16 protein-coding genes and 4 pseudogenes are annotated in these 24,450 nt (G+C 60.6%); 16 read left to right on the top strand and 4 right to left on the bottom strand.

The window, feature by feature from the left end; translation table 11 throughout:
* Nucleotides 1–655 precede the first annotated feature (655 nt).
* From BM234_RS05305 to BM234_RS05290, 4 genes are all read left to right on the top strand, one after another.
* A complete protein-coding gene (locus BM234_RS05305; protein ID WP_092061431.1) occupies nucleotides 656–1,060 on the top strand; it encodes a hypothetical protein in 405 nt (134 codons plus the stop codon).
* Nucleotides 1,061–1,137: 77 nt separating this feature from the next.
* Nucleotides 1,138–1,581, top strand: a complete 444-nt coding sequence (locus BM234_RS05300; protein WP_092061429.1) for a hypothetical protein — start codon at nucleotides 1,138–1,140, stop codon at nucleotides 1,579–1,581.
* Nucleotides 1,582–1,772: 191 nt separating this feature from the next.
* On the top strand, nucleotides 1,773–2,444 hold the full coding sequence (locus tag BM234_RS05295) for a hypothetical protein (protein ID WP_092061427.1): 672 nt from the start codon (nucleotides 1,773–1,775) through the stop codon (nucleotides 2,442–2,444).
* Nucleotides 2,444–4,666: a DDE-type integrase/transposase/recombinase gene (locus BM234_RS05290; RefSeq protein ID WP_092061425.1), complete on the top strand. Its 2,223-nt coding sequence runs from the start codon at nucleotides 2,444–2,446 to the stop codon at nucleotides 4,664–4,666. Before BM234_RS05295 ends, BM234_RS05290 begins: the two co-directional genes overlap by 1 nt.
* Nucleotides 4,667–4,879: 213 nt before the next feature.
* On the opposite strand, the gene BM234_RS05285 is transcribed toward BM234_RS05290, so the two are convergent.
* Nucleotides 4,880–5,554 carry a flavin reductase family protein gene (locus BM234_RS05285; RefSeq protein WP_092061423.1) on the bottom strand — a complete coding sequence of 225 codons (675 nt, stop codon included), beginning with the start codon at nucleotides 5,552–5,554 and terminating at the stop codon, nucleotides 4,880–4,882.
* Entirely contained in the window at nucleotides 5,551–6,240 is a 690-nt protein-coding gene (locus BM234_RS05280) for a GntR family transcriptional regulator (protein WP_092061421.1), read from the bottom strand. The genes BM234_RS05285 and BM234_RS05280 overlap by 4 nt, the downstream gene beginning before the upstream one ends.
* 160 nt (nucleotides 6,241–6,400) lie before the next feature.
* Here BM234_RS05280 and BM234_RS05275 point away from each other — a divergent pair, with 160 nt between their 5' ends.
* The 9 genes from BM234_RS05275 (at nucleotide 6,401) to BM234_RS05235 (ending at nucleotide 15,741) form a co-directional block, all read left to right on the top strand.
* Nucleotides 6,401–7,978 carry an ABC transporter substrate-binding protein gene (locus tag BM234_RS05275; protein WP_092061419.1) on the top strand — a complete coding sequence of 526 codons (1,578 nt, stop codon included), beginning with the start codon at nucleotides 6,401–6,403 and terminating at the stop codon, nucleotides 7,976–7,978.
* Nucleotides 7,979–8,073: 95 nt separating this feature from the next.
* Nucleotides 8,074–9,057 (top strand): ABC transporter permease, encoded by a 984-nt coding sequence (locus BM234_RS05270; protein ID WP_092061417.1) that lies wholly within the window; start codon nucleotides 8,074–8,076, stop codon nucleotides 9,055–9,057.
* A 13-nt stretch (nucleotides 9,058–9,070) separates the two neighbouring features.
* Nucleotides 9,071–10,024, top strand: coding sequence for an ABC transporter permease (locus BM234_RS05265; protein WP_092061415.1), 954 nt, complete (start codon nucleotides 9,071–9,073; stop codon nucleotides 10,022–10,024).
* Entirely contained in the window at nucleotides 10,021–11,211 is a 1,191-nt protein-coding gene (locus BM234_RS05260; RefSeq protein WP_425439225.1) for an amidohydrolase family protein, read from the top strand. Before BM234_RS05265 ends, BM234_RS05260 begins: the two co-directional genes overlap by 4 nt.
* Nucleotides 11,208–12,647, top strand: a complete 1,440-nt coding sequence (locus tag BM234_RS05255) for a chlorohydrolase family protein (protein ID WP_092061411.1) — start codon at nucleotides 11,208–11,210, stop codon at nucleotides 12,645–12,647. Before BM234_RS05260 ends, BM234_RS05255 begins: the two co-directional genes overlap by 4 nt.
* Nucleotides 12,644–13,636: an ABC transporter ATP-binding protein gene (locus BM234_RS05250; protein ID WP_092061409.1), complete on the top strand. Its 993-nt coding sequence runs from the start codon at nucleotides 12,644–12,646 to the stop codon at nucleotides 13,634–13,636. The genes BM234_RS05255 and BM234_RS05250 overlap by 4 nt, the downstream gene beginning before the upstream one ends.
* Complete coding sequence (locus tag BM234_RS05245; RefSeq protein ID WP_092061407.1) at nucleotides 13,633–14,607, top strand: ABC transporter ATP-binding protein; 975 nt, start codon at nucleotides 13,633–13,635, stop codon at nucleotides 14,605–14,607. Before BM234_RS05250 ends, BM234_RS05245 begins: the two co-directional genes overlap by 4 nt.
* Complete coding sequence (locus BM234_RS05240; RefSeq protein WP_092061404.1) at nucleotides 14,597–15,094, top strand: nucleoside deaminase; 498 nt, start codon at nucleotides 14,597–14,599, stop codon at nucleotides 15,092–15,094. The genes BM234_RS05245 and BM234_RS05240 overlap by 11 nt, the downstream gene beginning before the upstream one ends.
* A 2-nt stretch (nucleotides 15,095–15,096) precedes the next feature.
* On the top strand, nucleotides 15,097–15,741 hold the full coding sequence (locus BM234_RS05235) for an aspartate/glutamate racemase family protein (protein ID WP_092063195.1): 645 nt from the start codon (nucleotides 15,097–15,099) through the stop codon (nucleotides 15,739–15,741).
* A 217-nt stretch (nucleotides 15,742–15,958) separates the two neighbouring features.
* Here the strand turns inward: BM234_RS05235 and BM234_RS05230 are convergent.
* A pseudogene (locus BM234_RS05230) lies at nucleotides 15,959–16,750 on the bottom strand (IS5 family transposase).
* Between the two features lie 463 nt (nucleotides 16,751–17,213).
* Between BM234_RS05230 and BM234_RS05220 the strand changes: the two are divergent.
* Nucleotides 17,214–22,781, top strand: a complete 5,568-nt coding sequence (locus BM234_RS05220; protein WP_092063191.1) for a RecQ family ATP-dependent DNA helicase — start codon at nucleotides 17,214–17,216, stop codon at nucleotides 22,779–22,781.
* Between the two features lie 72 nt (nucleotides 22,782–22,853).
* Here the strand turns inward: BM234_RS05220 and BM234_RS05215 are convergent.
* Nucleotides 22,854–23,021 (bottom strand): annotated as a pseudogene (locus BM234_RS05215) (IS481 family transposase); the annotation flags it as partial.
* Here BM234_RS05215 and BM234_RS17825 point away from each other — a divergent pair.
* Both BM234_RS17825 and BM234_RS05205 read left to right on the top strand, forming a co-directional pair.
* A pseudogene (locus BM234_RS17825) lies at nucleotides 23,016–23,324 on the top strand (transposase); the annotation flags it as partial. The pseudogenes BM234_RS05215 and BM234_RS17825 sit on opposite strands and share 6 nt — an antisense overlap.
* 708 nt (nucleotides 23,325–24,032) lie before the next feature.
* Nucleotides 24,033–24,450: pseudogene (locus BM234_RS05205) on the top strand (IS5 family transposase); the annotation flags it as partial.

Genomic DNA, 24,450 nt, shown 5'->3' with positions numbered 1-24,450 from the left:
ACGGCAACTTCGTCCTGCTTCGGCGGCCAACACAATATGCGGAGGTCTCCTCAATTTCTGGGCCAAGGCTCACTTCAACCTCTTTTCTGAGCTGCGTTCGAAGCACAGTCTCGCGATGCGAATAAGCGTGTGTGGTTTGCGGCTCGCTCAGGGGAGATCTTGACGTCGGTAGACGTCCATTCGCTCCTCTGAATCTAATTCGGTAAGGTGCCGCTCTACGATAATATGCAGGGCACTTTTCCTAAATTCCGTTCCTGGCCGTCTGCTGATTACCAGAAGAGGTTCCTTCGCGTAGCGAACGTCATAGCGCCCGTCGGAACGTTCTTTGTAGTCAATAAGATTTTCATCAATGGGCATTGTGGAAACCTCTCGGTGTTGTGCCTCGAAGGGGCCGACCGCTGACGCGGACGGTGAGACGCTGTTCATCAGCGCCAGCGTAATCCACAGGTGCAAGCTGTTTGCTGGCCTATGACCGGTTCCGGGCGTCCGGCTGCCCATTTTTCGGTGATACAGAAAATTTCAAAATTTTGTTTCGTCCCAAAGAAACCGGCCAATCTTGTTCTCGAAGCGACGATCGCGAGCCTCAAGGAAAGGAGGGGAAGAGGCGCCTTGAAGCTGCCGCATGGGAGCAGCATAGAAATGAAGAGATGAGCCAATGTTCGACCTTGTGCCAACTGAATCACGGGATGAATCCTTCGTCCTCGCAAGCTGTCTATTCTCTGAACATGGCCACGAGCTGGCCGAAGCCGCTGCTATGCTGGGCGGAGCATCCGCAGAAGCGAAAGTCGTTTCGTGCGCCCTTCAGATAGTTGAGGCAGGCACCATCACGCCGCATATCGAGATGGCTCTGATTTCACTGTTCCGGCTCTTTTCACTGGAGCGTGTGGGCGATCCGGAATGCATCGAAACCATTCTCTTTATGGGCATTTCTCCGTCGTCCCCACAGGTTGAGACGATCTGTCTTCTGACCGACATGCTCGCCAACATCCTCGATGCGATCGATGTGGCGGCCTTGGCCCACTGTCCGGACGTCGTCGCGGACCAGCCTACCGCAGTTTGAAGGCATGCTCGGTTCCCTACTTGGGGATCGAGCCTTGACGCACGGCCGCTCCGGCCGCGCAACTAAAGAGGTTTCCAATGAAAACGACTTTCGCGCACGGCGCCATGATCGACGACCTTGCCACCGCAGCGGTTTGTTTAGGGCGGCAGTTTCACAAGGATGCCCATGCCATTCACCTCGGCGGAAACAGCCGAGATTTCGGTTTCGTGGAGCGAACACTTTGCCGGCTGGCAGAACGCGACCCGTTCGATCCGCGCGACGATGCCTCACTGGAGGCACTAAAGGGTATTCTGGAGGCAGATCTGCGGTCCGAAGTCATCAAGGTCGAGCGACGCTTCTTTGAAACCCATTACGATGCCAGTGGTCAGCACGGTGAAGTCCGTGATTGTCCGGTTTACAGCGAACGTGGTGAAGCACTTCTCGCGGTTCAGACAACCTTCGAGCAGTTCCTTTCGGCTCGCGCGCAGACGCTCGACAGGGTCGCCGCAGAACGCGCACTCCAGCGTCTCTTTGCGTCATAGAGAAGTATCGGAAGGCCATTCTACGCAGTGTGGAGATCCGTCATTGGAAGAGATCTCCTATACTTCCGCAAAAAAATAATCACTTATTATCAAGAGCTTGCGATTTTTTCAGCGGAAAATCTCTCCCGCCTCAGGCCAAAGATTCCAATTTTCGACTCGGACGAAACAAAGCTTCGAAGAGGACAGACCGTATGCACGAAACAGAATCTGGCATTTTCATTCTCCCGCGCCGGCCCCAAGCCGGTCGTAAGATTACGATGGGGGTGCAAAAACACTTCACCGGAAGCATGGTCTTCGGCGACTGCGAAGGTCAGGTCATGCAGTTCGAGAGCCACACCGAAAAGATCGTAGCGCTGGTGATGCTGGCACGTCAGGGCGTTGCCGGTCTCGAAAACCAAATCCCGTTTCCCTGGATCAACCTGGATGGTGCGGCTGCCACACACTTCTTCGATCTCAGGGTGTCTCACACCGATGGCTCGCGGGTGGCTCTGATCGTCAAAAACGCCCGGAAAGCCGCAAAAGCGGAATTTATTGCGGAGATGAGCTACCTCGCAAGTCAAGTGACCTCGGACTTTGCTGATCGGGTAGCGCTGATTACTGAAAAAGATCTCGACCCGATCGAAGTTCACAATGCTGAGTTGACCCACAGCGTTCGCCTCGCCGATCCGGAAGCCGATACGGCTGTGCGAACCGTCGTAGCGGAACTTACCGGCACCGCAAAGGTCCGGGATATCGCCGCCGCCGCGGGTCTCTCAGGCCGTGGCTTCTTGGCTGTAGTCAGGATGATTGGGAAACATGAGCTCGAACTTGAGGCACATGAACGCATTGATCCTGATGTCTTGGTCCGTCGGCGGGTCATCTGATGCTGGACTTTGCGCCCAGCCCAAAGATTTCACGGCTCGCGTTTGAAGAGCACGATAAGGTCACGATAGGGGACATAGCCTATCGTCCGGTTGACGTCTCTGAGAACGGTTACGTTTTTGTGCGCCTCGACGGTAAGGGCATGGCTGAGTCCTTCAGCCGTGCCGAAATCGTGAGGTTGGTGGATGTGGGGCGCGTGCGGCATGAGCGCGAGGCTCTGCTTCCCGAGAACGCACGGGCACGTCTCGAAGCCCCGAGCGAACTTCTTTCCATGTTACCCGCTAATCAGCATCGGCGTGCGAGGGGGAAGGAGGGCGTTGTCTTGGCCTTTCTCCAGCTGGAGGAAGCGGGCAAAGTAAAGCGCAACGACGACACTATTAAGGCTATGGAAGACACGATCACAGGTCGTGCGACAAAAATACTTAAAGGCGAAAGCCAATATGAGGAGGAAAACAGGCCCAAAGGTGCAGTTTCCGTTCCGGAATTTAGCGCTCGCACTTTGCGGCGTTGGTTAACCGCATACGAAAGCTTCGGTATTTCTGGCCTGTTCGACGGAGCTTTCAAGCGAGGAAACTACGCTCGGCGATTGTGTCCGCGAACCATGGTAATATTGGCGGATTGTGTCCGCGGCTATATGACGGCGGAGCGAAAAACACAGGCTGCAATCTACGACGATGTCAAACGTGCTTTCGCAAAGGAAAACGCGGAGCGCCGCGCCGAGGGCCGTGTGGAGCTTGTGCGTCCTTCGAAAGAGACTGTGCGCAAAGCGATTTTGTCGCTGGACCCTTTTCAATGTGATGTCGCACGAAAGGGCCTCGAATATGCACGACGCAAACACTCTCCTGTCGGCATTGGCCTCAACCTTACACGACCTCTTCAACGTGTTGAGTTGGATACTTGGAAAATCGACTTGATCTCTCTGCTCGCCGACTGTGGAATCCTGAATTTTCTGAGTGATGAGGAGAAAAGTGCCCTCGGATTAACAGGCAAAGCGAAGCGCTGGTGGTTGACTGTTGCCATGTGCGCAACGACGCGCTGCATCCTCGCTATGCGTTTGTCGCGCGCCCCATCCGGGCAAGCGACGATTCAGACGCTCGACATGATGATGCAGGACAAGGGTATTTGGTCCGATGCTGTCGGGGCGCTCTCCCCATGGCACATGCGCGGCCACACGCCATTCATCTACACCGATTGTGGCTCAGAATACGTCTCATACGATGTGACCGTGGCGGCTAAAGATCTCGGCATTAGCTTGGAGCACGCGCCTGGTGGCCTTCCCGAAATGCGGGGACGGGTTGAGAGGTTCTTCAAAACGATGTCGGTCCATCTAATGCCACGGCTCACTGGGCGCACCTTTGGCAATATCATTGAACGGGGAGACTACGACTCGAAAGGCCGGGCTGCCCTGAGAATCGAAGATCTCTGCACTGTGCTGACGCGTTGGGTCGTCGATATTTACCACCGCGTCCCGCACGACGGACTGGATGGAGAAACTCCAAGCAATTGCTGGGATCGGCTGACCGAACAGTATGGGGTCGCGCCGGCAGCCGATCTACGCCGACGGCGTATGGCGTTTGGCACCCGTTTGACGCGATTGGTCGGCGAAGGCGGCGTTACCATTCTCGGAGTCCGCTACCATTTTGAAGCGCTCGCTCGGACGATGCTTCGCCGGCGGAAACACGAGGTCAATATTCGCTGGTATAGCGAAGACCTCGGGGCAATCGCGGTCGAAGTCGACGGTAAGTGGATCGAAGTTCCGTCTGTTTACCGGCGCTTTGATCGGGTGAGCGCCCAAACGCACCTTGCGGCACGGCGAGCGCTGCAAGCACGCTTCAAAAACGAAGCCGCTCTACAGGAAGACGTAGTCTTCAAGGCAATCGACGATATCGAGGCCATCAATGGGGACGCGATGCGTCGGGTCGGTCTGCTCGTAGACGCATGGAGCCCGGAACGGCTGCGCCAAGAGGAAGATAACCTCTTCATCGGTTTTCAGATCGAGCCTGATCCGGAAGCGGCCTCGGAGCCTGCGAACCGCTCTGGATTCGGTGTGGAACTTGCGACAGCTCATGCAGGCGCTCACAAGACAGTGAATAAAAAAGTCCAGAAATCTCCCGTCAGCGTTTCTGAAGAGGCTCCATCGAACGAATTTTCCGTCTGTGCCGAACGTCCTTTCCAACAAGGAGATGATGAGGGCGCCGCAGACTTTGAATTCGAGGACAAATGATGACGACAAACATGCAACCTTCCAAAAAGGGAACACGCTCCGCAATCTCGGGAATTCGCGGGCAATATGCTGAGCGAAGCATGCTAATTGTCAGAGGGCGAGCATTGCGGTACCTGCTCGCGTTTCACTGCACTGGAGTCGAATTGTTTACTACCACCGAAGGTATTTCGGTGGCTGCTCGTCTCATAATGCAGGTAAGGTCTATCCTCTGTTTCAGCTATTGCCGATCGCGATGTGCTTCTTGCCGGGGTTTGGCACGTCCTCGACCGAAGGCGTCGGCAGATCGAAGTAGTCGAAAGTGCCGGCGTAGCCATTCCCGCCCATCCGGCCCAGCGCGTCAAGCTTTTCGTGGTCGGAATAAAAGGTGGCGGGGTCGATGATGTCCTCGCGGATATGCGCGCGCACGATTCGCCCAAGGATGATCTCGCGCGCGGAACTGACCGCGATGCCAAGGTAGCGTTCGCATTCGAAGGCCACCGGCGCTTCGGCGATGCGGGGGCATGCCACCCGGTCGCCCGCGACGGCGGTCAGCCCGGCAACCTGCAATTCGTCGACCTCCGGCGCAAGGTTCGCGGCGGTCACCGACATGGCTTCGACATTGGCGCGGTCGACGATATTGACCGTGAAGCATTCGGTCATCCGGATGTTGTAGGCCGTATCCTTGAAACTGCGGTCCGGCTTGTTCTCGACCCCAAGCGCGAGGATCGGCGGATCGGCGGACAGGCAGTTGAAGAATGAATAGGGTGCGGCATTGATCACCCCGTCGGGCGAAATCGTCGTGACCCAGGCGATGGGGCGCGGCACGATGGTGCCGATCATCACCTTGTAAGCCTCCCGCGCCGAAAGATCGGCAAAATCGAAGGCATGGTAGCCGTTTTCCTGTGTCATTGGGCCAGTTCCTTGCCGTAATGTGAAAGGATAGATTGGATACTATCTGGCTGCGCGGCAAGCTCGGCCCGGCCGGCGACAGCGCCCAGATGGTGTTCCATGATTTCGATTGCGCGCTGCGCGTCGCCGGTGCGGATCGCGGCGATGATTTGCGAATGTTCATCGACGGCGCAATCGGACGAATGGCTGCGCGCATACAGTGACATGATGAGCGAGCAGCGCAGCACCACCTCGGAGACGTAGCGCGTCAGCACGGGGTTGCCGGTCAGCTCGGCTAGCAGCACGTGAAATTCCCCGGCAAGGCGAATCGAAACCGGGCCATCCTTGCCGCGCACCGCCTCTTCCTGACGCACATGTGCTTCAAGCCGGTCATAGCCACTGCCCGGCATACGTTGGCACAGCAGGCGAATCACGTCGTTTTCCAGGCAGCGGCGCACTTCGAACACGTGCTGCGCCTCGTCACGGGAAGGTTCGGCCACGAAGGCACCGCGATTGCGGCGGGTGACCACCAGCCCCTCATGTTCAAGCCGCACCAGCGCGTGGCGCACGATGGTGCGCGAGACGCCGAATTGCTCGCCCACGGTATCCTCGGGCAGCCGCATGCCCGGTTTCAGCGCCTGTTCGATGATCGCCTTGCGAAGCAGGTCGTGCACCGCGTCGGTCAGCGTCGTTTTGTTCTCACTCATCTGCTCTGCCCATCAAATTCGCACAACCAGTATCGCATACACTTACATCAGTCAATTGGATACAATTTACTTGCGTGGTGATGTTCACTGTGCCATCCAAAGTGCATCGTATCCAATTTGACCGGCTTCGAAAGACAATTCAGCGGAAAGGGACAGACACATGAAACTTCGACATCTCATGCTTGCGACCGCGGCAGTTGCCGCCCTGACGGGCAGCGCGCAGGCCGAGAACGTTCTGAAATGGGGCGCCAACCGCGACATCGGCTCGCTTGACCCCTATTCGTTCGGCGACAGCTTCACCATCAACGTGCTTAACCACGTTTACGAAGGGCTGGTGCGCTACAACAAGGATCTCAAGATCGAGCCGGCGCTGGCGACAAGCTGGGAAATCCTGGACGATCAGATCACCTGGCGCTTCAAGCTGCGCGAGGGCGTGACCTTTCACAACGGCAACCCGTTCACCGCGCAGGACGTCGTCGCCTCGCTGACCCGTGTCAGCCACGAGACATCGCCCCTGAAAGGCAACCTGCCGGCCTATGTCAGCTCTGCGGTTGTCGACGATTACACCGTCGACATCACGCTGAACGGCACCTACCCGCTGCTGCTGAATGATCTGACCAACATCCATATATTCGATGAGGAATGGATGACGCAGAACGACGCGCTGATGCCGACCGACGTGGGCGCGGGCACCGAAGGTTATGCCACCTACAACGCCAACGGCACCGGGCCGTTCATCGTCGAAAGCCGCCAGCCCGATGCCAAGACCGTGTTCGTTGCCAATGCCGATTGGTGGGACGAGCCGCAGCACAACCTTGACCGCATCGAACTGACCCCGGTGAATTCGGCGGCGACCCGGGTGGCCGCGCTGCTTTCGGGCGAGATCAGCTTTACCAATGATGCCCCGGTGCAGGATCTGCCGCGCCTGGCCGCCGCGCCGAATGTCGAGGTGCTGGAAGGCGTCGATCTGCGCACGGTGATGATCGGCTTTCCCTTCCGCGAGACGCTGACCACCGGCGCGCCGAACCCGTTTGTCCAGAAATCGGTGCGCGAGGCGCTTTACAAGGCGATCGATCTTGACCTGATCCATCAGAAGGTGATGCGCGGCAAGTCCCGCACCGCCGGTGCTACCGTCGCGCCCCCCATCCCCGGCTATACCGAGGCGCTGGACGCGCTGCCGGGTCATGATCCCGAAGCGTCGAAGGCGCTGCTGGCCGAAGCGGGCGTTCCCGAGGGGCTGGAATTCGAATTCAACTGCCTCAGCGACGGGCTGGTGAACGAGGAACAGTTCTGCCAGGCCATCGCGTCCATGTGGTCGCGCATCGGCCTGTCGCCCAAGCTGGACGTAGCGCCGCGCGCGGTGCAATCGCCCAAGCGGACCAACGGCAAGACCGATGTCTACACGCTGGGCTGGGCGACGTTGCCGCTGCTCGACAGCTATTCGCCGCTGTTGCAGATCTTCCATTCCAAGGATGGCAACGCGGGCGTGTTCAACTGGGGCGGCTGGTCCTACCCCGAGCTTGACGCGCTGATCGACGCGGCAGGCAGCGAGCTTGACCTTGAAGCGCGGTTGGACCTGCAAACCGAGGCGCTGCAGATGGTCAAGGACGAGATGATCATGATCCCGCTGCACCAGCAGCCGATGGCCTGGGCCGTCACCGAAGAGGTGGCCGACATGCCGCTGTTCCCCGATGCCAAGCCGCGGCTCTGGTTTGCGCGGATGGGCTCTGGCTCGTGATCCGTGACGGGGGATTTCATTCCCCGTCCCCCTGAACGCCCACCCGGCAGGACAAGGGGCCCTGCCCCTTGTCCCACCTGACACCGGAGACCGGAATGATTGCCTTTCTTCTCAAACGCACCGCCAATGCGGCGTTCGTCATGCTGGCGGTGGCGCTGCTGGCCTTCGTGATCTTCCGTTTCTTCGGTGATCCGGTCGAAATGATGGTGAACGAACAGGCCACCCTGCAGGACCGCATCGATCTGCGCGAACGGCTGGGGCTGAACGACGGTTTCGTGACCCAGTACACCCGCTTTGTCACCAACGCCGTACAGGGCGATTTCGGGATTTCCTATCGCAACCAGCAGGACGTGATGGTGCTGATCAAGGAACGTTTCCCGGCGACCTTCGAACTGGTGCTGGTGGCCACCGTGATCTCGTTGGTGGTGGGCATCCCGGCCGGGGTGATCACCGCCGTCTACCGGGATTCGCGGCTGGCCAACATGTTGCAGCTGGGGTCGATCATCGGGGTGTCCCTCCCTAGTTTCGTGGTGGGCATCCTGCTGATCCTGGCCTTTTCGGTGTCGCTTGGCTGGCTGCCGGCCTTTGGTCGAGGCGACACGGTGGACATCGGCTGGTGGTCGACCGGGCTGCTTACCGCGTCGGGCCGCGCGGCGCTGGTGCTGCCGGCGATCTCGCTTTCGACCTTTCAGGTGACGCTGGTGATGCGGCTGGTGCGCGCAGAGATGCTGGAAACCCTGCGCGCCGATTACATCAAGTTCGCCCGGGCGCGCGGCGTGCCTACCGCGCGGGTGCAATGGCGCCACGCGCTGCGCAACTGCCTGATGCCGGTGATCACGCTTACGGGCATGCAGATCGGCAACCTGATCGCCTTTGCCCTTGTGACCGAGACGGTGTTCCAGTGGCCCGGCATGGGGATGCTGTTCATCCAGGCGGTGACCTTTGTCGATCTGCCGGTGATGGCAGCCTACCTGCTGATCGTTTCCTTCATCTTCGTCGCCCTCAATACCCTCGTCGACATCACCTATGCCTGGGTCGATCCGCGCCTGCGCGACGACAGCGCCCGTGGCAATGGCTGAACCGGAGCCCCCGATGGACAAGACACTTCCCCTGACCCCGCCTGCCCCGCCGACGCCTTCGCGATGGGCTCGGCTGCGTGAAAGCGATCTGTGGCATTCCTTTTGCGCCCATCCTTCGGCGATCTTCGCGGCGGTGCTGCTGGCGCTGGTGGCGCTGAGCGCCTTTCTTGCCCCGCTGATCACGCCGCAGAACCCCTATGACCTGGCCGCGCTGGAGCTGTGGAATTCCGAGATCCCGCCGATCTGGCAGGCGGATGGGCAATGGCCCTATCTGCTGGGCACCGACACGCAGGGGCGCGATATCCTTTCGGCGGTGCTGTATGGTTCGCGGATTTCGCTGATCATCGGCTTTGCCTCGGTGCTGCTGGCGCTGGCTGTCGGGCTGTCGCTGGGGCTGGTGGCGGGGTATTTCGGCGGCTGGATCGACAACGTCATCATGCGGGTGGGCGACGTTCTGCTGTCGATGCCGTTCATCCTGATCGCCATCCTGATCACCGCCATCGCCACCGCGTCTTTGCCCACGGGGCTCAAGGATGTGCTGGCCGCGCCGATCCTGATCTTTGCCATCGCGGTGCCGTCCTGGGTGCAATATGCCCGCACGGTGCGCGCTTCGGCGATGGTCGAGGCGAAAAAGGAATACGTGCAGGCGGCCAAATTGATCCGGGTGAGATCCTGGCGGGTGATGCTGCACCACATCCTACCCAACTGTCTGACGCCGATCCTGGTGGCGGCGACGCTGAACTTCGGCCTTGCCATTTTGTCGGAGGCGACCCTGTCCTTTCTCGGGGTGGGCATGCCGCCGGACCAACCGTCACTCGGTACGCTCATTCGCATCGGTAACCAGTACCTTTTCTCCGGCCTGTGGTGGATCGTGGTCTTCCCGTCGATCCAGCTCTGCCTGATCGTACTCTCGGTCAATATGATCGGCGACTGGCTGCGCGATGCGCTCAACCCCAAACTGCGGTGATTACTGTGACTTCGAAAATACTCAAAAACGTACGCCCAATGGGCGGACCCTCCTGCGACCTGCGTATCGCCGATGGCGTCTTTGTGGCCGACGCGCCCGAAGGGGCCGAGGTGATCGACGGCGGCGGGCGCATAGTGATCCCCGGGCTGATCGAGGCGCATACCCATCTCGACAAATCCCTGCTTGGCCTCCCCTGGTATCGCAACGAAGTAGGCCCGCGGCTGATCGACAAGATCGACAATGAGCGTGAGGTCAAGGTTAGCCTCGGCCTCGATCCGCAGGTGCAAAGCGAACGTCACGCCATCCTCGCCATGTCGCACGGTTGCACCCACATCCGCAGCCATGTCGATGTCGACACCCACCACGGGCTGGCCGGGATCGAGGGCGTCATGGCGACGCGCGAGAAACTTTCCGGCATGGTCGGCATCCAAATCGTGGCCTTTCCGCAGTCAGGCATGATGACCCGCCCCGGCACCGCTGAATTGATGGATGAGGCGCTGACCATGGGGGCCGATCTCGTGGGCGGCATTGATCCCTGCGGGATGGAGCATGACCCAAAAGGGCACCTCGACACGGTTTTTGCCCTGGCCGAGAAACACGGAAAGCCAGTGGACATTCACCTGCATGAGCGCGACGCACTTGGCTGGTTCTCGATGGAAGAGATCATCGACCGCACCGTTGCGCTGGGGATGCAGGGGAAGGTGTCGATCTCTCACGCCTTCTGCCTTGGCGCGGTGGATCGTGCTTACGTCTCCGGATTGCAGGAAAAGTTGGCAGAGAACCGCATTCACATCCTGACCACCGCGCCCGCCTCTGCCCCGGTGCCCTTGGTCAAGGAACTCAAGGCGCATGGCATTATGACCGGCGCCGGCTGTGACGGCATCCGCGACACCTGGGGGCCTTATGGCAACTCGGACATGTTGGAAAAGGCGATGCACATCGGCATGCGCAACAACCTTCGCCGCGATGACGAGGTGGAACTGGCGCTGGATATCTGCACCTTCGGCGGGGCGGCGATCATGGACGTCGAGGGCTACGGGCTGGAGCTGGGCTGCCGCGCCGATTGTCTGCTCGTCGAGGGCGAGACGCTGGCCGAGGCGGTCGTCACCCATGCCCCGCGCAAGCTGGTGCTCAAGGGCGGCGAAGTCACCGCCCGCGACGGCGCTTGCGTGATTGAGGCACCATGATGCAGGGACGGACGCTTCTTTCGGCCCACTGGGTCATCGGCCATCAGGGCGGGCGCCACACGGTGCATGAGCATGGCGTGGTGGTGATCGAGGGGTGCGACATTCTGTATGTGGGTGCCGCTTTTGAGGGCGCGGTGGCGCGGCGGATCGACTATGGCGAGGCGGTGATCTCGCCCGGCTTCATCGATCTCGATGCGTTGTCCGATCTCGATACTACGATACTGGCGTTCGACAACGGGCCGGCGTGGAAGAAGGGCCGGATCTGGCCCGAGAGCTACATCGCGCGCGGCCCCTACGAGATGTATGACCCCGAGGAACTGGCATTCCAGAAGCGTCACGCCTTTGCCCAGCTCATCCGCAACGGCATCACCACGGCGCTGCCCATAGCCTCCCTGTTTTACCGCGCATGGGGCGAGACCGTCGCGGAATTCGACGCCGCTGCCGCCGCTGCCGAAGATCTCGGGCTGCGTGTCTACCTCGGTCCCGCCTATCGCAGCGGCGGGCAGGTGACGGACGGGGCCGGCAAAATCCGTGCAGTCTTTGACGAGGCGCGCGGGTTGCAGGGGCTGGCCGAGGCCGCCGATTTCGCGGGGCACATCGACGGTATCGCTGGTGGCCGCATCCGCGCGATGTTTGCCCCCGACCGGATTGAGACCTGTACCGAAACGCTGCTGCAACGCACCGCCGAGATCGCCGCTGAGATGGGCGCACCTGTGCGCCAGCATTGCAGCCAGTCGCCCACCGAGCTGCGGCTGGTGAACGAACAGCATGGCTGCGCCCCGATCGAATGGTTGAGCCGCATCGGCGCTCTGCGCCCGAACTGGCTGCTGCCGCATGGCACACAAGCCACCGAGACCGAATTCGATCTGATCGCCGGGGCAGGTGCCACGCTGGTGCATTGCCCGTTGGTCGCCGCGCGCTATGGCGGGATGCTGAAGAGCTTCCCGAAGGTCCGCGCCAAGGGAATCAACATCGGCCTCGGCACCGACACCCACCCGGCCGACATGATCCTCAACATGCAGATCGGGATGATGATGGCCCGCGTGTCTGACGGTATGGAAGCGATCCGCTCCGAAGATTTGTTTGATGCTGCCACCCTTGGCGGAGCAAACGCCCTGAACCGGACTGACCTGGGTCGCCTTGAGCCCGGTGCCAAGGCTGACATCGCGGTAATCAACCTGTGCCAAACCCTGCAAACACCTGACCCGGTGCAAACGCTGATGACCGGCAGCTCCGGCCGCGACGTGCGTGATGTCTGGATCGACGGGCGGCAGGTAATGGCCGACGGCGTGATCCCCAGCGTCGACGCCGAAGCAGATGCCGCCCGCGCCCAAGCGCAATTTGACGCGCTGATCGCCAAATACCCAGACCGCACCGCCGGCCACCCGCCGGTGTCCGAGATCTTCACCCCCAGCTACGAGAGGGCCGCGCCATGAGCGAAGTCGTTCTCGACGTGCAGAACCTGCGCGTTGAATTTCCCACACGAAAAGGCGTGCTGACTGCGGTCGACGATATCTCGCTGCAAATCCGCCGAGGCGAGATCCTCGGCGTAGTCGGTGAATCCGGTGCCGGCAAATCGATGACCGGCATGTCGATCCTCGGACTCTTGGAGCCGCCGGGGCGGATCGCCGCCGGGACCATTCACCTGTCCGGTGACCGGATCGACAACCTTGATGACCGTGCCATGCAGGCGGTGCGCGGTCGTCGCATCGGCGCGATCTTTCAGGACCCGCTGACCTCACTCAATCCACTGTTCCGGGTCGGCGATCAGTTGGTCGAAACCATACGATTGCACACCGACCTCGACAAAACCGCCGCACGCGTGCGCGCCAAGGAGCTGATGCGCGAGGTCGGAATTCCGGCGGTCGAAGAGCGGATTGACAGCTACCCGCACCAGTTCTCTGGCGGTATGCGGCAGCGGATCGTGATCGCCTTGGCGCTCTGTGCCGAGCCCGAACTGATCGTGGCTGACGAGCCGACCACGGCCCTCGACGTGTCGATCCAGGCTCAGATCACCGCGCTCTTGAAACGGCTCTGCCGCGAGCGGGGCACGGCTGTGATGCTGGTGACCCACGACATGGGGGTGATCGCCGAAACCGCCGACCGAGTGGCGGTGATGTATGCCGGGCGGCTGGCCGAGATTGGCGCCGTGGATGATGTGGTGCGGCGTCCGCAGCATCCCTACACCAACGGGCTCATGGGCTCGATCCCGTCGCTGAGCAACGACGTAGAGGAATTGCAGATGATCCCCGGCTCGATGCCGCGGCTGAATGCCATCCCGCAGGGCTGTGCCTTCAATCCGCGCTGCGCCCATGCCGGGCCGCGCTGCCGCGCCGAAGTGCCGAAGATTGCGCGCGAAGAGACCACCGGCGCCGCCTGCTGGCTGGCACAGACCGGCACCGTGGATCAGGGAGAAGCCGCATGACCCTTCGACAGAATGCCATCCTTGAGGTCGACGCGCTGGAGCGGCGCTTCGACGTTTCCGCCCCCTGGCTTAACCGGTTGATCGAACGCAAGCCGCGCAAGACCCTGCGCGCGGTCGATGGCGTCGATTTCGTCATCCAACGCGGCCAGACGCTTGCGCTGGTGGGCGAAAGCGGCTGTGGCAAAAGCACCATCGCCAAGCTGGTCACGGGGCTGCATGCGCCCTCTGGCGGCAACATCCGGTTTCACGGCGACCGCGACCGCCTGCAGATGATCTTTCAGGACCCTTTCGCCAGCCTTAACCCGCGCTGGCGCGTCGCCCGCATCATCGCCGAGCCGCTGCGGACCCTGAAACCCGGCACCCCCGAGGCGCAGGTTTCCGCCCGCGTCGACGAGCTTTTGGGCATCGTGGGTCTTGCGCCAGCCGACGGGCTGAAGTTTCCGCATGAATTCTCTGGCGGGCAACGGCAACGGATTTCCATCGCACGAGCGCTGGCGGGCGAGCCGGAGTTTCTGGTCTGTGACGAGCCGACTTCGGCGCTTGATGTGTCGGTGCAGGCGCAGGTGCTGAACCTGATGAAGCGGCTGCAGAAAGAGATGGGGCTGACCTATCTCTTCATCAGCCACGACCTGAGCGTGGTGCGCCACATGGCCGATGTGATCGCGGTGATGTACCTGGGCCGCATCGTCGAGATCCAGCCGACCGCCGATCTTTTTGCCAATCCCCTGCATCCCTATACCCAGCTGCTGCTCGACACGATCCCTGATCTCGAAGCCCCCCGGCGCGACCGCAGCCCGATGGGGGGAGAGGTGCCTTCGCCAGTCTCGCCCCCCTCGGGCTGCAGCTTTCACCCCCGCTGCCCGCTCGCGTTCGACCGCTGCAGGACCGAACGCCCCCAGCGCCGCCCCCAGATTCACAACCGCCGCGTTGCCTGTTTCGCGGCCGAAGAAGGAACCGCCGATGTACAATGAAACATTCCTGCGCCGCGCCATCGAGATCTCGGCAGAGGCGCTCGACACCCCCGGCACAGAGCCCTTCGGCGCGGTCATCGTCAAGGACGGCCAGATTGTCGGCGAGGGTATCAACAAATCGGTGATGAACCATGACCCGACCTCGCATGGCGAAACCGAGGCGATCCGGGATGCCTGCCGCAATCTTGAAACTGTCGATCTGCGCGGCTGCGAATTGTATTCCAGTTGCGAGCCCTGCGCGCTCTGCGTGGCGGCAATGAACATTGCCGGGATCGCTGCGCTGTATTTTGCCGCCGACATGGCGCAGGCCGGTGACGCCATTGCCGATCTGCCTGAGGCCGCCCGCTTTCCGGTGGATGTCGAACGATTGACTCGCGAATGCGGACACGCGGTTGCGGACCGGATCATGCCAGCCGAGCAACACTTGGACGCCGAGGCCACAAAGATCCTGCATGATTGGGCCTGCCATGCACGGTCGCAGGCCTGAACGTGCGCCTGGTCTACATGAACCCGAATTCCACCGAGGCGATGACCGATAGCATGGTATCGGTCGCGCGCGAAACCGCACCGGGCGCCGAAGTTTTGGGGTGGACCAACCATCTCGGGCCACCGTCGATTCAGGGGCTGGAGGATGGAGCGGCTGCTGTTGAAGGTCTGTTGGCATTGCTTCCGGAAGCACGGGCAGCTGCAGCGGATGCAATCTTCATCGGCTGTTTCGATGATACCGGTCTGGGTCCACTGCAGGCCGCAGCGCATTGCCCTGTGATCGGCACCGGTCAGGCTGGCATGTCGCTCGCGGCGCTGCACAGCGGCCGCTTCGGAATCGTGACTACACTCGACGTCTCTGTGCTAGTGATAGCGGCAAATGTAGAGGTATATGGCCACCGACGGGCCTGCGTCGGGGTTTTCGCCTCCGATCTTCCAGTCTTGGAGGTCGAACGGGGCGGGCAGAATGTGGAAGACCGTCTTGCGAGGGCCATTCCCAATGCGGAAGTCGCTGGTGCCGACGCCGTCGTTCTTGGTTGCGCCGGAATGTCCCGCCTTCGTCGTAGGCTTTCGGCTCGGACAGGTTCGCTGCTGATTGATGGCGTCGTGCCTGCCGCGTTTAGTGCCCAGGGTTTGGCCTGTCGCTGAACTTACCTGAACCGAGAGCCGGCGATGCCGTCGCTTTTCTTCGAGATCGGGATTCGCATGCAGGATCGGTCGATGCTGCCATCCAGAACTGCCGACTCAAACTAACATCCGCTCCGGAAAGAACTAATTCGTGCTTTCTCGCTTATTCCTAGAGATGCCGCAATTGCTTGATCAGTGGAGCAGGTCCTCACCGCCGTGGAGCGTTTAGGGTCAGGACTCATAGCCAGTAGATGACGAGTGCAGCGAGGGCGATTGCGGAGAGGAAGACTTTTGGGGCAGCGGTCATAGCGGGTTGCGACACGCCGCCAGTCCTTGAGCCTGTCGAATATGACCTCGATGCGGTTGCGGCGTTTGTAGCGCCGCTTGTCGTATCGGATTGCTGTCTTGCGTTGCTTACGACCCGGGATGCAGGCGCGTATCCCTTTGTCTCTCAACGCCTCTCTGAACCAATCAGCGTCATAGCCGCGATCCCCAAGCAGCCAGTCGACATCTGGCAGGCTGCTCAGCCGTGCTCGGACACCGATATAGTCCCGGCGGTCACGAACAGATTGAGCGGACGTCCATAGCTGTCGCAGATGGCGTGCAGTTTCGTGTTCATGCCACCCTTGGTTCTGCCAATCAGGCGACCACGCCCCCGTTCGTCGGGCAATTGATCCACTGGATCAATTACTGATCCTCCTTACTTGACGCCCAGGCTGGACGCCGTTCGATGAGCTTTGAGGTAAGTGGCGTCGATCATGACCGTCGTCTGTTCGCCGTGATCAGCAGCCAGACCGGCCATCATCTGGGCAAAGATGCCCTTGTCACTCCAGCGTTTCCACCGATTGTAGAGCGTTTTGTGTGGGCCGTATTCCTTCGGCGCGTCACGCCACCGTAAGCCGTTGCGATTGATGAAGATAATCCCGCTAAGAACGCGCCTGTCATCGACACGTGGCTTGCCGTGGGATTTGGGAAAGTAGGGCTCAAGACGCGCCATCTGCGCGTCGAATAACCAGATTAGATCAGACATGTTCACCGCTCATTTTTTGAGCCGTGAATCACGCAGCGAAGCGAAAATCAATGAGTCCTGAGCCTAAGGCAAGTTGAACTGCATCCCGAGAATGGTGTCGATTACCTTTGGGCGGTGGAAACGAAAGCCGACAGGGTCGGTTTCCGGTCGGGATTGGATCGCTCCAACCGGGATATCTCCCGCACGGAAATCGCGGAGCTTTATCACAGCCATGCGGCTGAACTGAGCAGGAGCGAGGATCCGGTTCTCGATCTGGCGCGGTACGCTGGTATTGCGAAATTGTCGGCAGGCTTGCGTTCATACCTATCGGAGTGCGTTGGGTGGCGATCCGCTGCCAGTGAGTGAAGAAGAGCGATCGGGCAGACACGCCACTGCCCGTCGCATCAGGCACGTCATGGCGTTCGGGCCCACCACGAAATCAAAAGGCTTTGTTCGGCGCTTTCTCATCGTTACTCATAAGCCTATGGAAATGCGTCACAACCAACTTTTGTCCCGGTGCCTGTCAATCGATCTTGAGGTCGATCCTTCCAAGGCAAAGATCTTTGGTATAGCGGCCGTGCGCGGTGATGAACGACCGGTGCTAAAGTCGATGGAAGGGATTTCCGAAGAGTTCCTCGATCAGCTCGAAGCGCAGGTCGGTGATGTAGCGCATCCCATTGGCCATAACTTCCTGAAGCACGACCTCGAACATCTGATCGCGAAACGGCCCCGTCTTGGCCAGATCATACAGGCGCCAATCGATACCCTGTGGCTGAACCCGCTGGCCTTCCCGCGGAACCCATACCACCACCTTGTGAAGCACTATCATGACGGGCGCCTTGCCACCGGGCATGTAAACGATCCCGAACTGGACGCGCGCCTTGTTTTCGAGGTGCTCGCCAATCAGCTGGATGCTTTTGCAAAATTGGCTGAGGACGCGCCCGACGCGCTGGCGGCCTACCATTATCTGACCACGCGCATGGAACGCGCCGGCGGCTTTGGTGCCGTGTTTTCCTACCTGCGCGGTAAGTGTTGTCCAAGCTATGACGAGGCTGCCGCCGCGATCACGCGGTTGCTTGACGGGCGAGCGTGCGGGTTGCGTGTAGAACAGACGTTGCGACGCCTCAGCAGCCCTCAGAACGGTTGGCCGATGGCCTATACCCTCTCGTGGATTACGGTGGCAGGCGGCGACTCCGTCATGCCGCCCTGGGTGAGGGCGCAGTTCCGCGAGGCCTCCCTGATTGTCAGGCATCTGCGGGACACCTCCTGTAAGGATCCGGCCTGCACCTGGTGCGCCGAGCAGAACGACCCGGTGCGAGCCCTGGAAAGGTGGTTCGGGTTCCCCAGCTTCCGCCCTAAGCCGGTGGACCCGGAGGGACGCCCGCTGCAGGAACGCATCGTCGACGAGGCCATGTCTGGCAACAGCCTGCTGGGTATCCTGCCGACAGGGACGGGCAAGTCGCTGTGCTATCAGGTGCCGGCGCTGTCACGGTTCGACAAGATCGGTGCGCTGACGGTGGTGATTTCTCCCCTGGTCGCTTTGATGGCGGATCAGGTTCAGGGGATGGAGCGTGCCGGGATCTCCTGCTCCGTTACGATAAACGGCATGATGTCCATGCCGGAACGTCAGGACGCGCTCGACAAGGTCCGGATGGGCGACGCCGGGATCCTCATCATCTCTCCCGAGCAGCTTCGCAGCCCCTCCATCCGTAGGGTGCTGGCACAGCGCGAAGTGGGGCTCTGGGCGATTGACGAGGCGCACTGCGTGTCGAAATGGGGGCATGATTTCCGGCCGGACTATCGCTATCTCGGCCGCTTCATTAGGGAGTTCTCGGGGGATCAGCCACCCGCGCCTGTGCTCTGCCTCACCGCGACCGCAAAGCCCGAGGTGGTTGCGGATATCATCGAACACTTCCAGTCCAAGGCCGGGGTCGAGCTGTTGCCGCTTGACGGGGGTGCCTCGAGGACAAACCTGGCGTTTGAAGTGCGACCGACGAACAAGGCATCCAAATTGTCGGATGTGATGACCGTCCTCGACGCACTGCTTCCCGCCGAAGGGCGCTCTGGAGCGGTGGTCTATTGTTCTTCGCGCAAGGAAACCGAGCGGGTGGCCGAGTTCCTGAAGTCTCAGGGCGTGGATGCGGCGCATTTCCATGCCGGGATGAGCGCGGACGACAAGCAGGTCGTGCAGGAACAGTTCCGGGTGGGCGAGCTGCGCGTGATCGCCGCGACCAACGCCTTCGGGATGGGGATCGACAAGCCCGACATCCGCTTGGTCGTCCACGCCGATATCCCGGGGTCTTTGGAAAACTACCTTCAGGAGGCCGGGCGCGCCGGACGGGACCGCGAGGACGCCCATTGCGTCTTGTTGTTCGCGGCTGACGATGTGGAACGGCAGTTCCGGCTGACGGCCAGTTCGCGCCTTGCGCGGCATGAAATCGGGGCAATCCTCAAGGCGCTGCGCCGGATCGACGAACGGACGAAAAAGACCGGCAAGGTCGTTGCGACATCGGGCGAGATCGTCCGATCCGAGAAAGACCAGGAGTTCGAGCGCGACAGCGCCACGGACGACACCCGCGTCAAGACGGCCGTGTCCTGGCTGGAGGAAGCGCATCTTGTATCGCGGGAAGAGAACCGGGTTCAGGTGTTCCCGTCCTCCCTGCGGGTGCGATCCGTGGATGAGGCGAAGCAGCGGTTGGCCGGGGCAGAGCTGACGCTGGCGCGTCGCAACCAACTCCTGGCCATCGTGGCGCATCTTGTCTCGGCCCCGGCTGACGAAGGCGTCTCGACCGATGAGCTTTGCGGAGTGGCGGGGATATCGCCCGGTGCGCTGCCGAAGGCCATGTCGACGCTGGAAACACTGGGCATCGCACGCAACGATGTCGCGATGACGGTCTTTGTCCACGTTGGCGTTGCCAGTTCCTCGGCACAGAGACTGGCGCGGGCTTCAGGACTTGAGAGCGATCTGATCGCGCTCATGCAGGAGCTGGCGCCGGACATGGATGACCGAACCCCTGTTCCGCTGAACCTTTCTGAAACCTGCCAGCGTTTGCGCGACAAGAACCACCCGGATGTTAGGCCCGATGCGGTCGACAGGCTGGTGCGGGGGATTGCCCAGGATGGCCGAAGCCAAGACGGCGGTCGCGGGAACATCTCTCTGCGAAGGGTGAGTCGTAACACGCTGATGGTCACTCTGGTTCGGACCTGGAAAACAGTTCGAGCAACGGCAAACTTGCGGTGGCAAGCGGCCGAACTGCTCCTCACCTATCTGACAGGCCGGCTCGACAAGGGGGTGCGGGGCAAGGATCTTCAGGTCGAGACGACGGTCGGCGACCTGCTGGCACAGCTGAATCAGGATGCCTTCCTGAAGACCAGCGGCATTGGTGACATGACCAAGCTTATGGAGCGAGCGCTTATGTGGCTACATGAGCAGGGCGTGGTGACGCTCGGAAAGGGGCTTACGGTGTTCCGCTCAGCCATGACGGTCTATCTCGATCCGGCAGGGGGGCAGTTCACCCAGACGCATTTCGCGCCGCTAGAGGACCACTACGGCGAGCAGACACTCCAGACCCATGTCATGGCGACCTATGCCGAAACCGGGCTGCGGGCGATGAGCGATGCGTCACGCCTGTCGGAGGACTACTTCCTGCTCAACAAGGAGCAGTTCATGAAGCGGTGGATGCCAGGCATGGGCCGCGAGGTCCGACGGCAAACCACCAGCGCCTCTTGGGAGGCGATCGTCGAGAAGCTGGGCAACAAGGTCCAGCAGGAGATCGTGACAGATGACCGGGACCGGACGAATGTTCTGGTCCTGGCGGGGCCAGGGTCAGGCAAGACGCGGGTGCTGGTCCATCGGATCGCCTATCTTCTGCGTATGAAACGCGAGGACCCGCGAGGCATTCTGGTTCTCGCCTACAACCGGCACGCAGCGGCCGAAATCCGCATGCGGCTGCGTTCCTTGGTCGGCGACGATGCCATCGGCGTCACCGTCTCGACCTGTCATGCGCTGGCGATGAAGCTCGTGGGGGCCAGTTTTGTGGGCCAGCGGGCCGACACCGAAGATTTCGACGGCATCGTGATGGAGGCGGTGCGCCAGCTTGAGGGCGAAGGGCTGTCGAAATCCGAAGCCGAAGCGCAGCGGGACACACTGATCCAGGGCTATCGCTGGATCCTCGTGGACGAGTATCAGGACATCGGGCCCGAAGAGTATCAGCTTATCTCGGCAGTCGCTGGCAGATCTCTCGAGGATGCCGATCTGAAGCTCAGCCTGTTCGCCGTCGGGGACGACGATCAGAACATCTATGCCTTCAATGGCGCCTCCGTCGGGTTCATCCGGCAGTTCGAAGAAGACTACAAGGCGCGGCCGGCGTTCCTGGTCGAGAACTATCGTTCCACCAATCACATCATTGCGGCGGCCAATGCGGTGATTTCGGCGGCGCCGGATCGGATGAAAGTTGGTCATGAGATCAGGATCAACGCAGATCGCAGGCGTGATCCTGAGGGGGGCGTCCTCGCAAAGGTGGATGGGGTTGGACAGGGCCGGGTTCAGCTTCTGAATGTCCCCTCCGGCGATGTGCCACAGGCGATCGCTGCCGTCGACGAGATGGTGCGGCTGTCGAAACTGGATCCGGATTGGTCCTGGGCCCGTACCGCGATCATCTCTCGTGACTGGAAGAGGCTTGGCGCTGTCCGGACCTATGCTGAAAAGCAGGGTATCATGGTTGAAATGGCCAATCAGGACCTGCCAAACATCTGGCGGCTGCGCGAGACACAGGCGCTCGTGGCAAGTCTGCGTCGGCGACAGGGAGAGCTGCTGGGCGTTGCCGACATCGTCGACCTCCTCAACGAGCAATCAGGCAACAAGTGGGTCGACCTGTTGGCAGAAGGTATCGCCGAGCTGGCGAGAGAGCTGAAGACAAAGACTATGCCTGTGCCCGATATCGTCGAATGGCTGGCCGAATGGTCCCGTGAGACACGGGGCGAGCAACGCGGGCTGCTCCTGCTGACAGCGCACCGGGCCAAGGGGCTTGAGTTCGATCATGTGGCTATTCTGGATGGCGGTTGGGACCGGGTATCGAAGAACGAAGACCGTGATGCTCCGCGCCGACTTTTCTACGTCGCGATGACGCGTGCCCAAAAGGGCCTGATCGTTATGGCGTCGGGCGAGCATGCGTTCCTGAAGCCCGACACTCCCTGCGTCGTTGAGAGACAGGTCGCGCCGCATTTCCCGGCTGGAGGACTACCTTTGAGGGTCTACCATCTGCCGAACCTAAAGCATGCCGACCTGTCATATGCCGGTCGCCAGGTAGATCGGCACGAGGTTCACCGTGCAATCCAGGAATGCCGGGTGGGTGACCCGTTGCACCTGGACCACCGAGCCTCCAACTGGGAGTTGCTGGACCGGCATGGCCGCCTCGTAGGACGCATGTCGAAGTCATGGGAGCATCCGCCGGGGCAGATCCTGCTTTCGGGTGCAGTTGGAGCTGTGGTCCAGTGGCGCAAGTCGGACGGTGACGAGCAATACGCGCACTACGCGCGTCGAGATGCTTGGGAGACCGTCCTTCCCGAACTGGTTTTTGCCCCACCGGGACAAGTACCTTCTGCCGCAACGTTGCCCGACACAGCTGTCGAGAGTGTCGTCTCTCGGGCCAATCCGGCAGGCCGCACGGAGATCCGTAGCGGGCAGCTTGCGAAAGCCGTCAAGTCGGATGATCCGGATGCGCTCGCTGCGCTTGCGCAGCGCATCTACGACGAAAGCCGGTCGTGGGGCGAATTTATCGACGGCTTCAAAGAACGGGGTCTAGAGGTGGCCCCCAAGGGTGGCGGCCTCGTGCTCAAGGACGGGACTGATGGGCGCGAGCTTTGCAAGATGTCTGCATTGGGCCTCAGCTACAAGAAGATGGTGCAGGGCTTCGAGGAAGGGTTTCCCGGCCACCCGTTTCCCTCCATGGCGGACTACGCTCTAGGAAAGAAGAGGTCAGGTGCGCCGAAGCTACAAAGGCGCAGCAAGCCTTCGCACGAAGAAGATGACTTCGACATCATAGATGAGTGACATTGCCAGCGCGCCCACCCTATCCCGTCTGACGGCTCCGCTCACACGCCAGCATCAAGGTAGCCCAGGGCGCTAGGTGTTTAGTCCCGGCATTTGGTGGATCGGATTTAGGATGAATCGATCTGGCTCTGAAGTCCAGATCTTGCAGATGTATTCATAAGGCGTGAGCCCGTTGAGGGTCTTGAGACTGCGGGCGAAGTTGTAGGCTGCCATGAAGTCGGTGAGGTGCGTGCGCAGCTGCCCACGGGCGAGTTCATCCGACGCTTCCTGATCCATGTCCTGCCATCGGGCTTCCACCGCATCCGCCACACTGGCTTCCTCGCCAACGGCATTCGTCGCAGCAGGATCGAAAAGATCAGACATTTGTTGAATGTAACCTCAAATCCTGACCGGGCACCGGACGTGGATAAACCCGAAGATCCCGACGATACGAACGCCCAACAGACTTGCCCAAAGTGCGGCGGCGCAATGATCATCATCGAAACCTTCACACGCGGTCAAACACCCAAATCCCGCGCCCCACCATGGGAGGACGCCGCATGATACGTCGAGCAAACCCGGCCCTCCCTTGCACAGACGCCGGACCGTTCTGTGCGGCCATCTTCCTAAAATATGCGCTGCAACGGGCCTGTGGCCGCAAGATAGCAGGCCGATCGGCCAAATCAGGTTGGGGAAATCAACACATTTGTACAGCTTGGCGGGACGTAATCGGTCGACCTGCACATCGTTCACCGCAGTCGTAGCCCACAAACCCCATAGAGCACGAAACGCAGCCCGCGCTTTCCTCCTTGTCAGATTTGTCGCCGCTGCAGCTCACGCTGACAGCAGCCACAAACCTTAGACGAAGCCGACATTGAAGTTGTGCTGATTTCTGCGATGATCACGCACTCAATCGGGGGGAGCGCCAATAATTTTTTCCAGAAGGATCAGCTTTTTCGCCGCATTCAGCTTGGTTTCTGCCTCTGTTGCCCATGCCGCCGAGCAACGGGACCTCTGGGGCTTCATGCCGGGAGACAGGTTTGATGCGGCTCAACAGCGTGCGTTCGATCAGTAATGGAAGCTCGTGCCTCTTTCGGACAGCTTGCCGGGACAGGGGTTGTTGAGGGGGAAAACCTATCCCGTGTTTGTTTGCAACGGGATAGTCGCTTCAGTCTCAAAACAGTTGGAAGGCGAGCTAGGTTCTAGCCCCATTGATTTGGTTGCTGACGACTGGGCTGTGTGATTCTAGTCCCCCAGCTACAGGGGGGGGCGATGAGCAATCTGTTCTGGTTGATCGACGCGCAGATGGCGCGGCTTAAACCTTACTTTCCAAAGAGCCATGGCAAACCAAGGCATCATGACCGACGGGTTCTGAGTGGGATGATTTTCATTTACCGCAACGGTTTGCGGTGGTCCGATGCGCCTCGTGAGTACGGCCCACCGAAGACGCTGTACAACCGCTCGAAGCGGTGGAGTGATATGGGTGTCTTTGCCCGCATCATGGCCGGGTTGGCCGCCGAAGGCACAGAGCGCAAGACCATCATGATTGATGCGACCTGCCTGAAGGTGCACCGTACGGCCTCCAGCCTGCGGTTGAAAAAAGGGGGCCAGCGACAAGAAAGGTCGGTTGATTGGGCGAACTAAGGGCGGCATGAACACGAAACTGCATGCCGTTGCCGACAGTATCGGA

This window comes from Poseidonocella pacifica, from assembly GCF_900111875.1.
GTDB classification, from domain to species: Bacteria; Pseudomonadota; Alphaproteobacteria; order Rhodobacterales; family Rhodobacteraceae; genus Poseidonocella; species Poseidonocella pacifica.
Note: the sequence above shows the minus strand (reverse complement) of the source record. Positions and strands in the feature narration are given on the sequence as shown.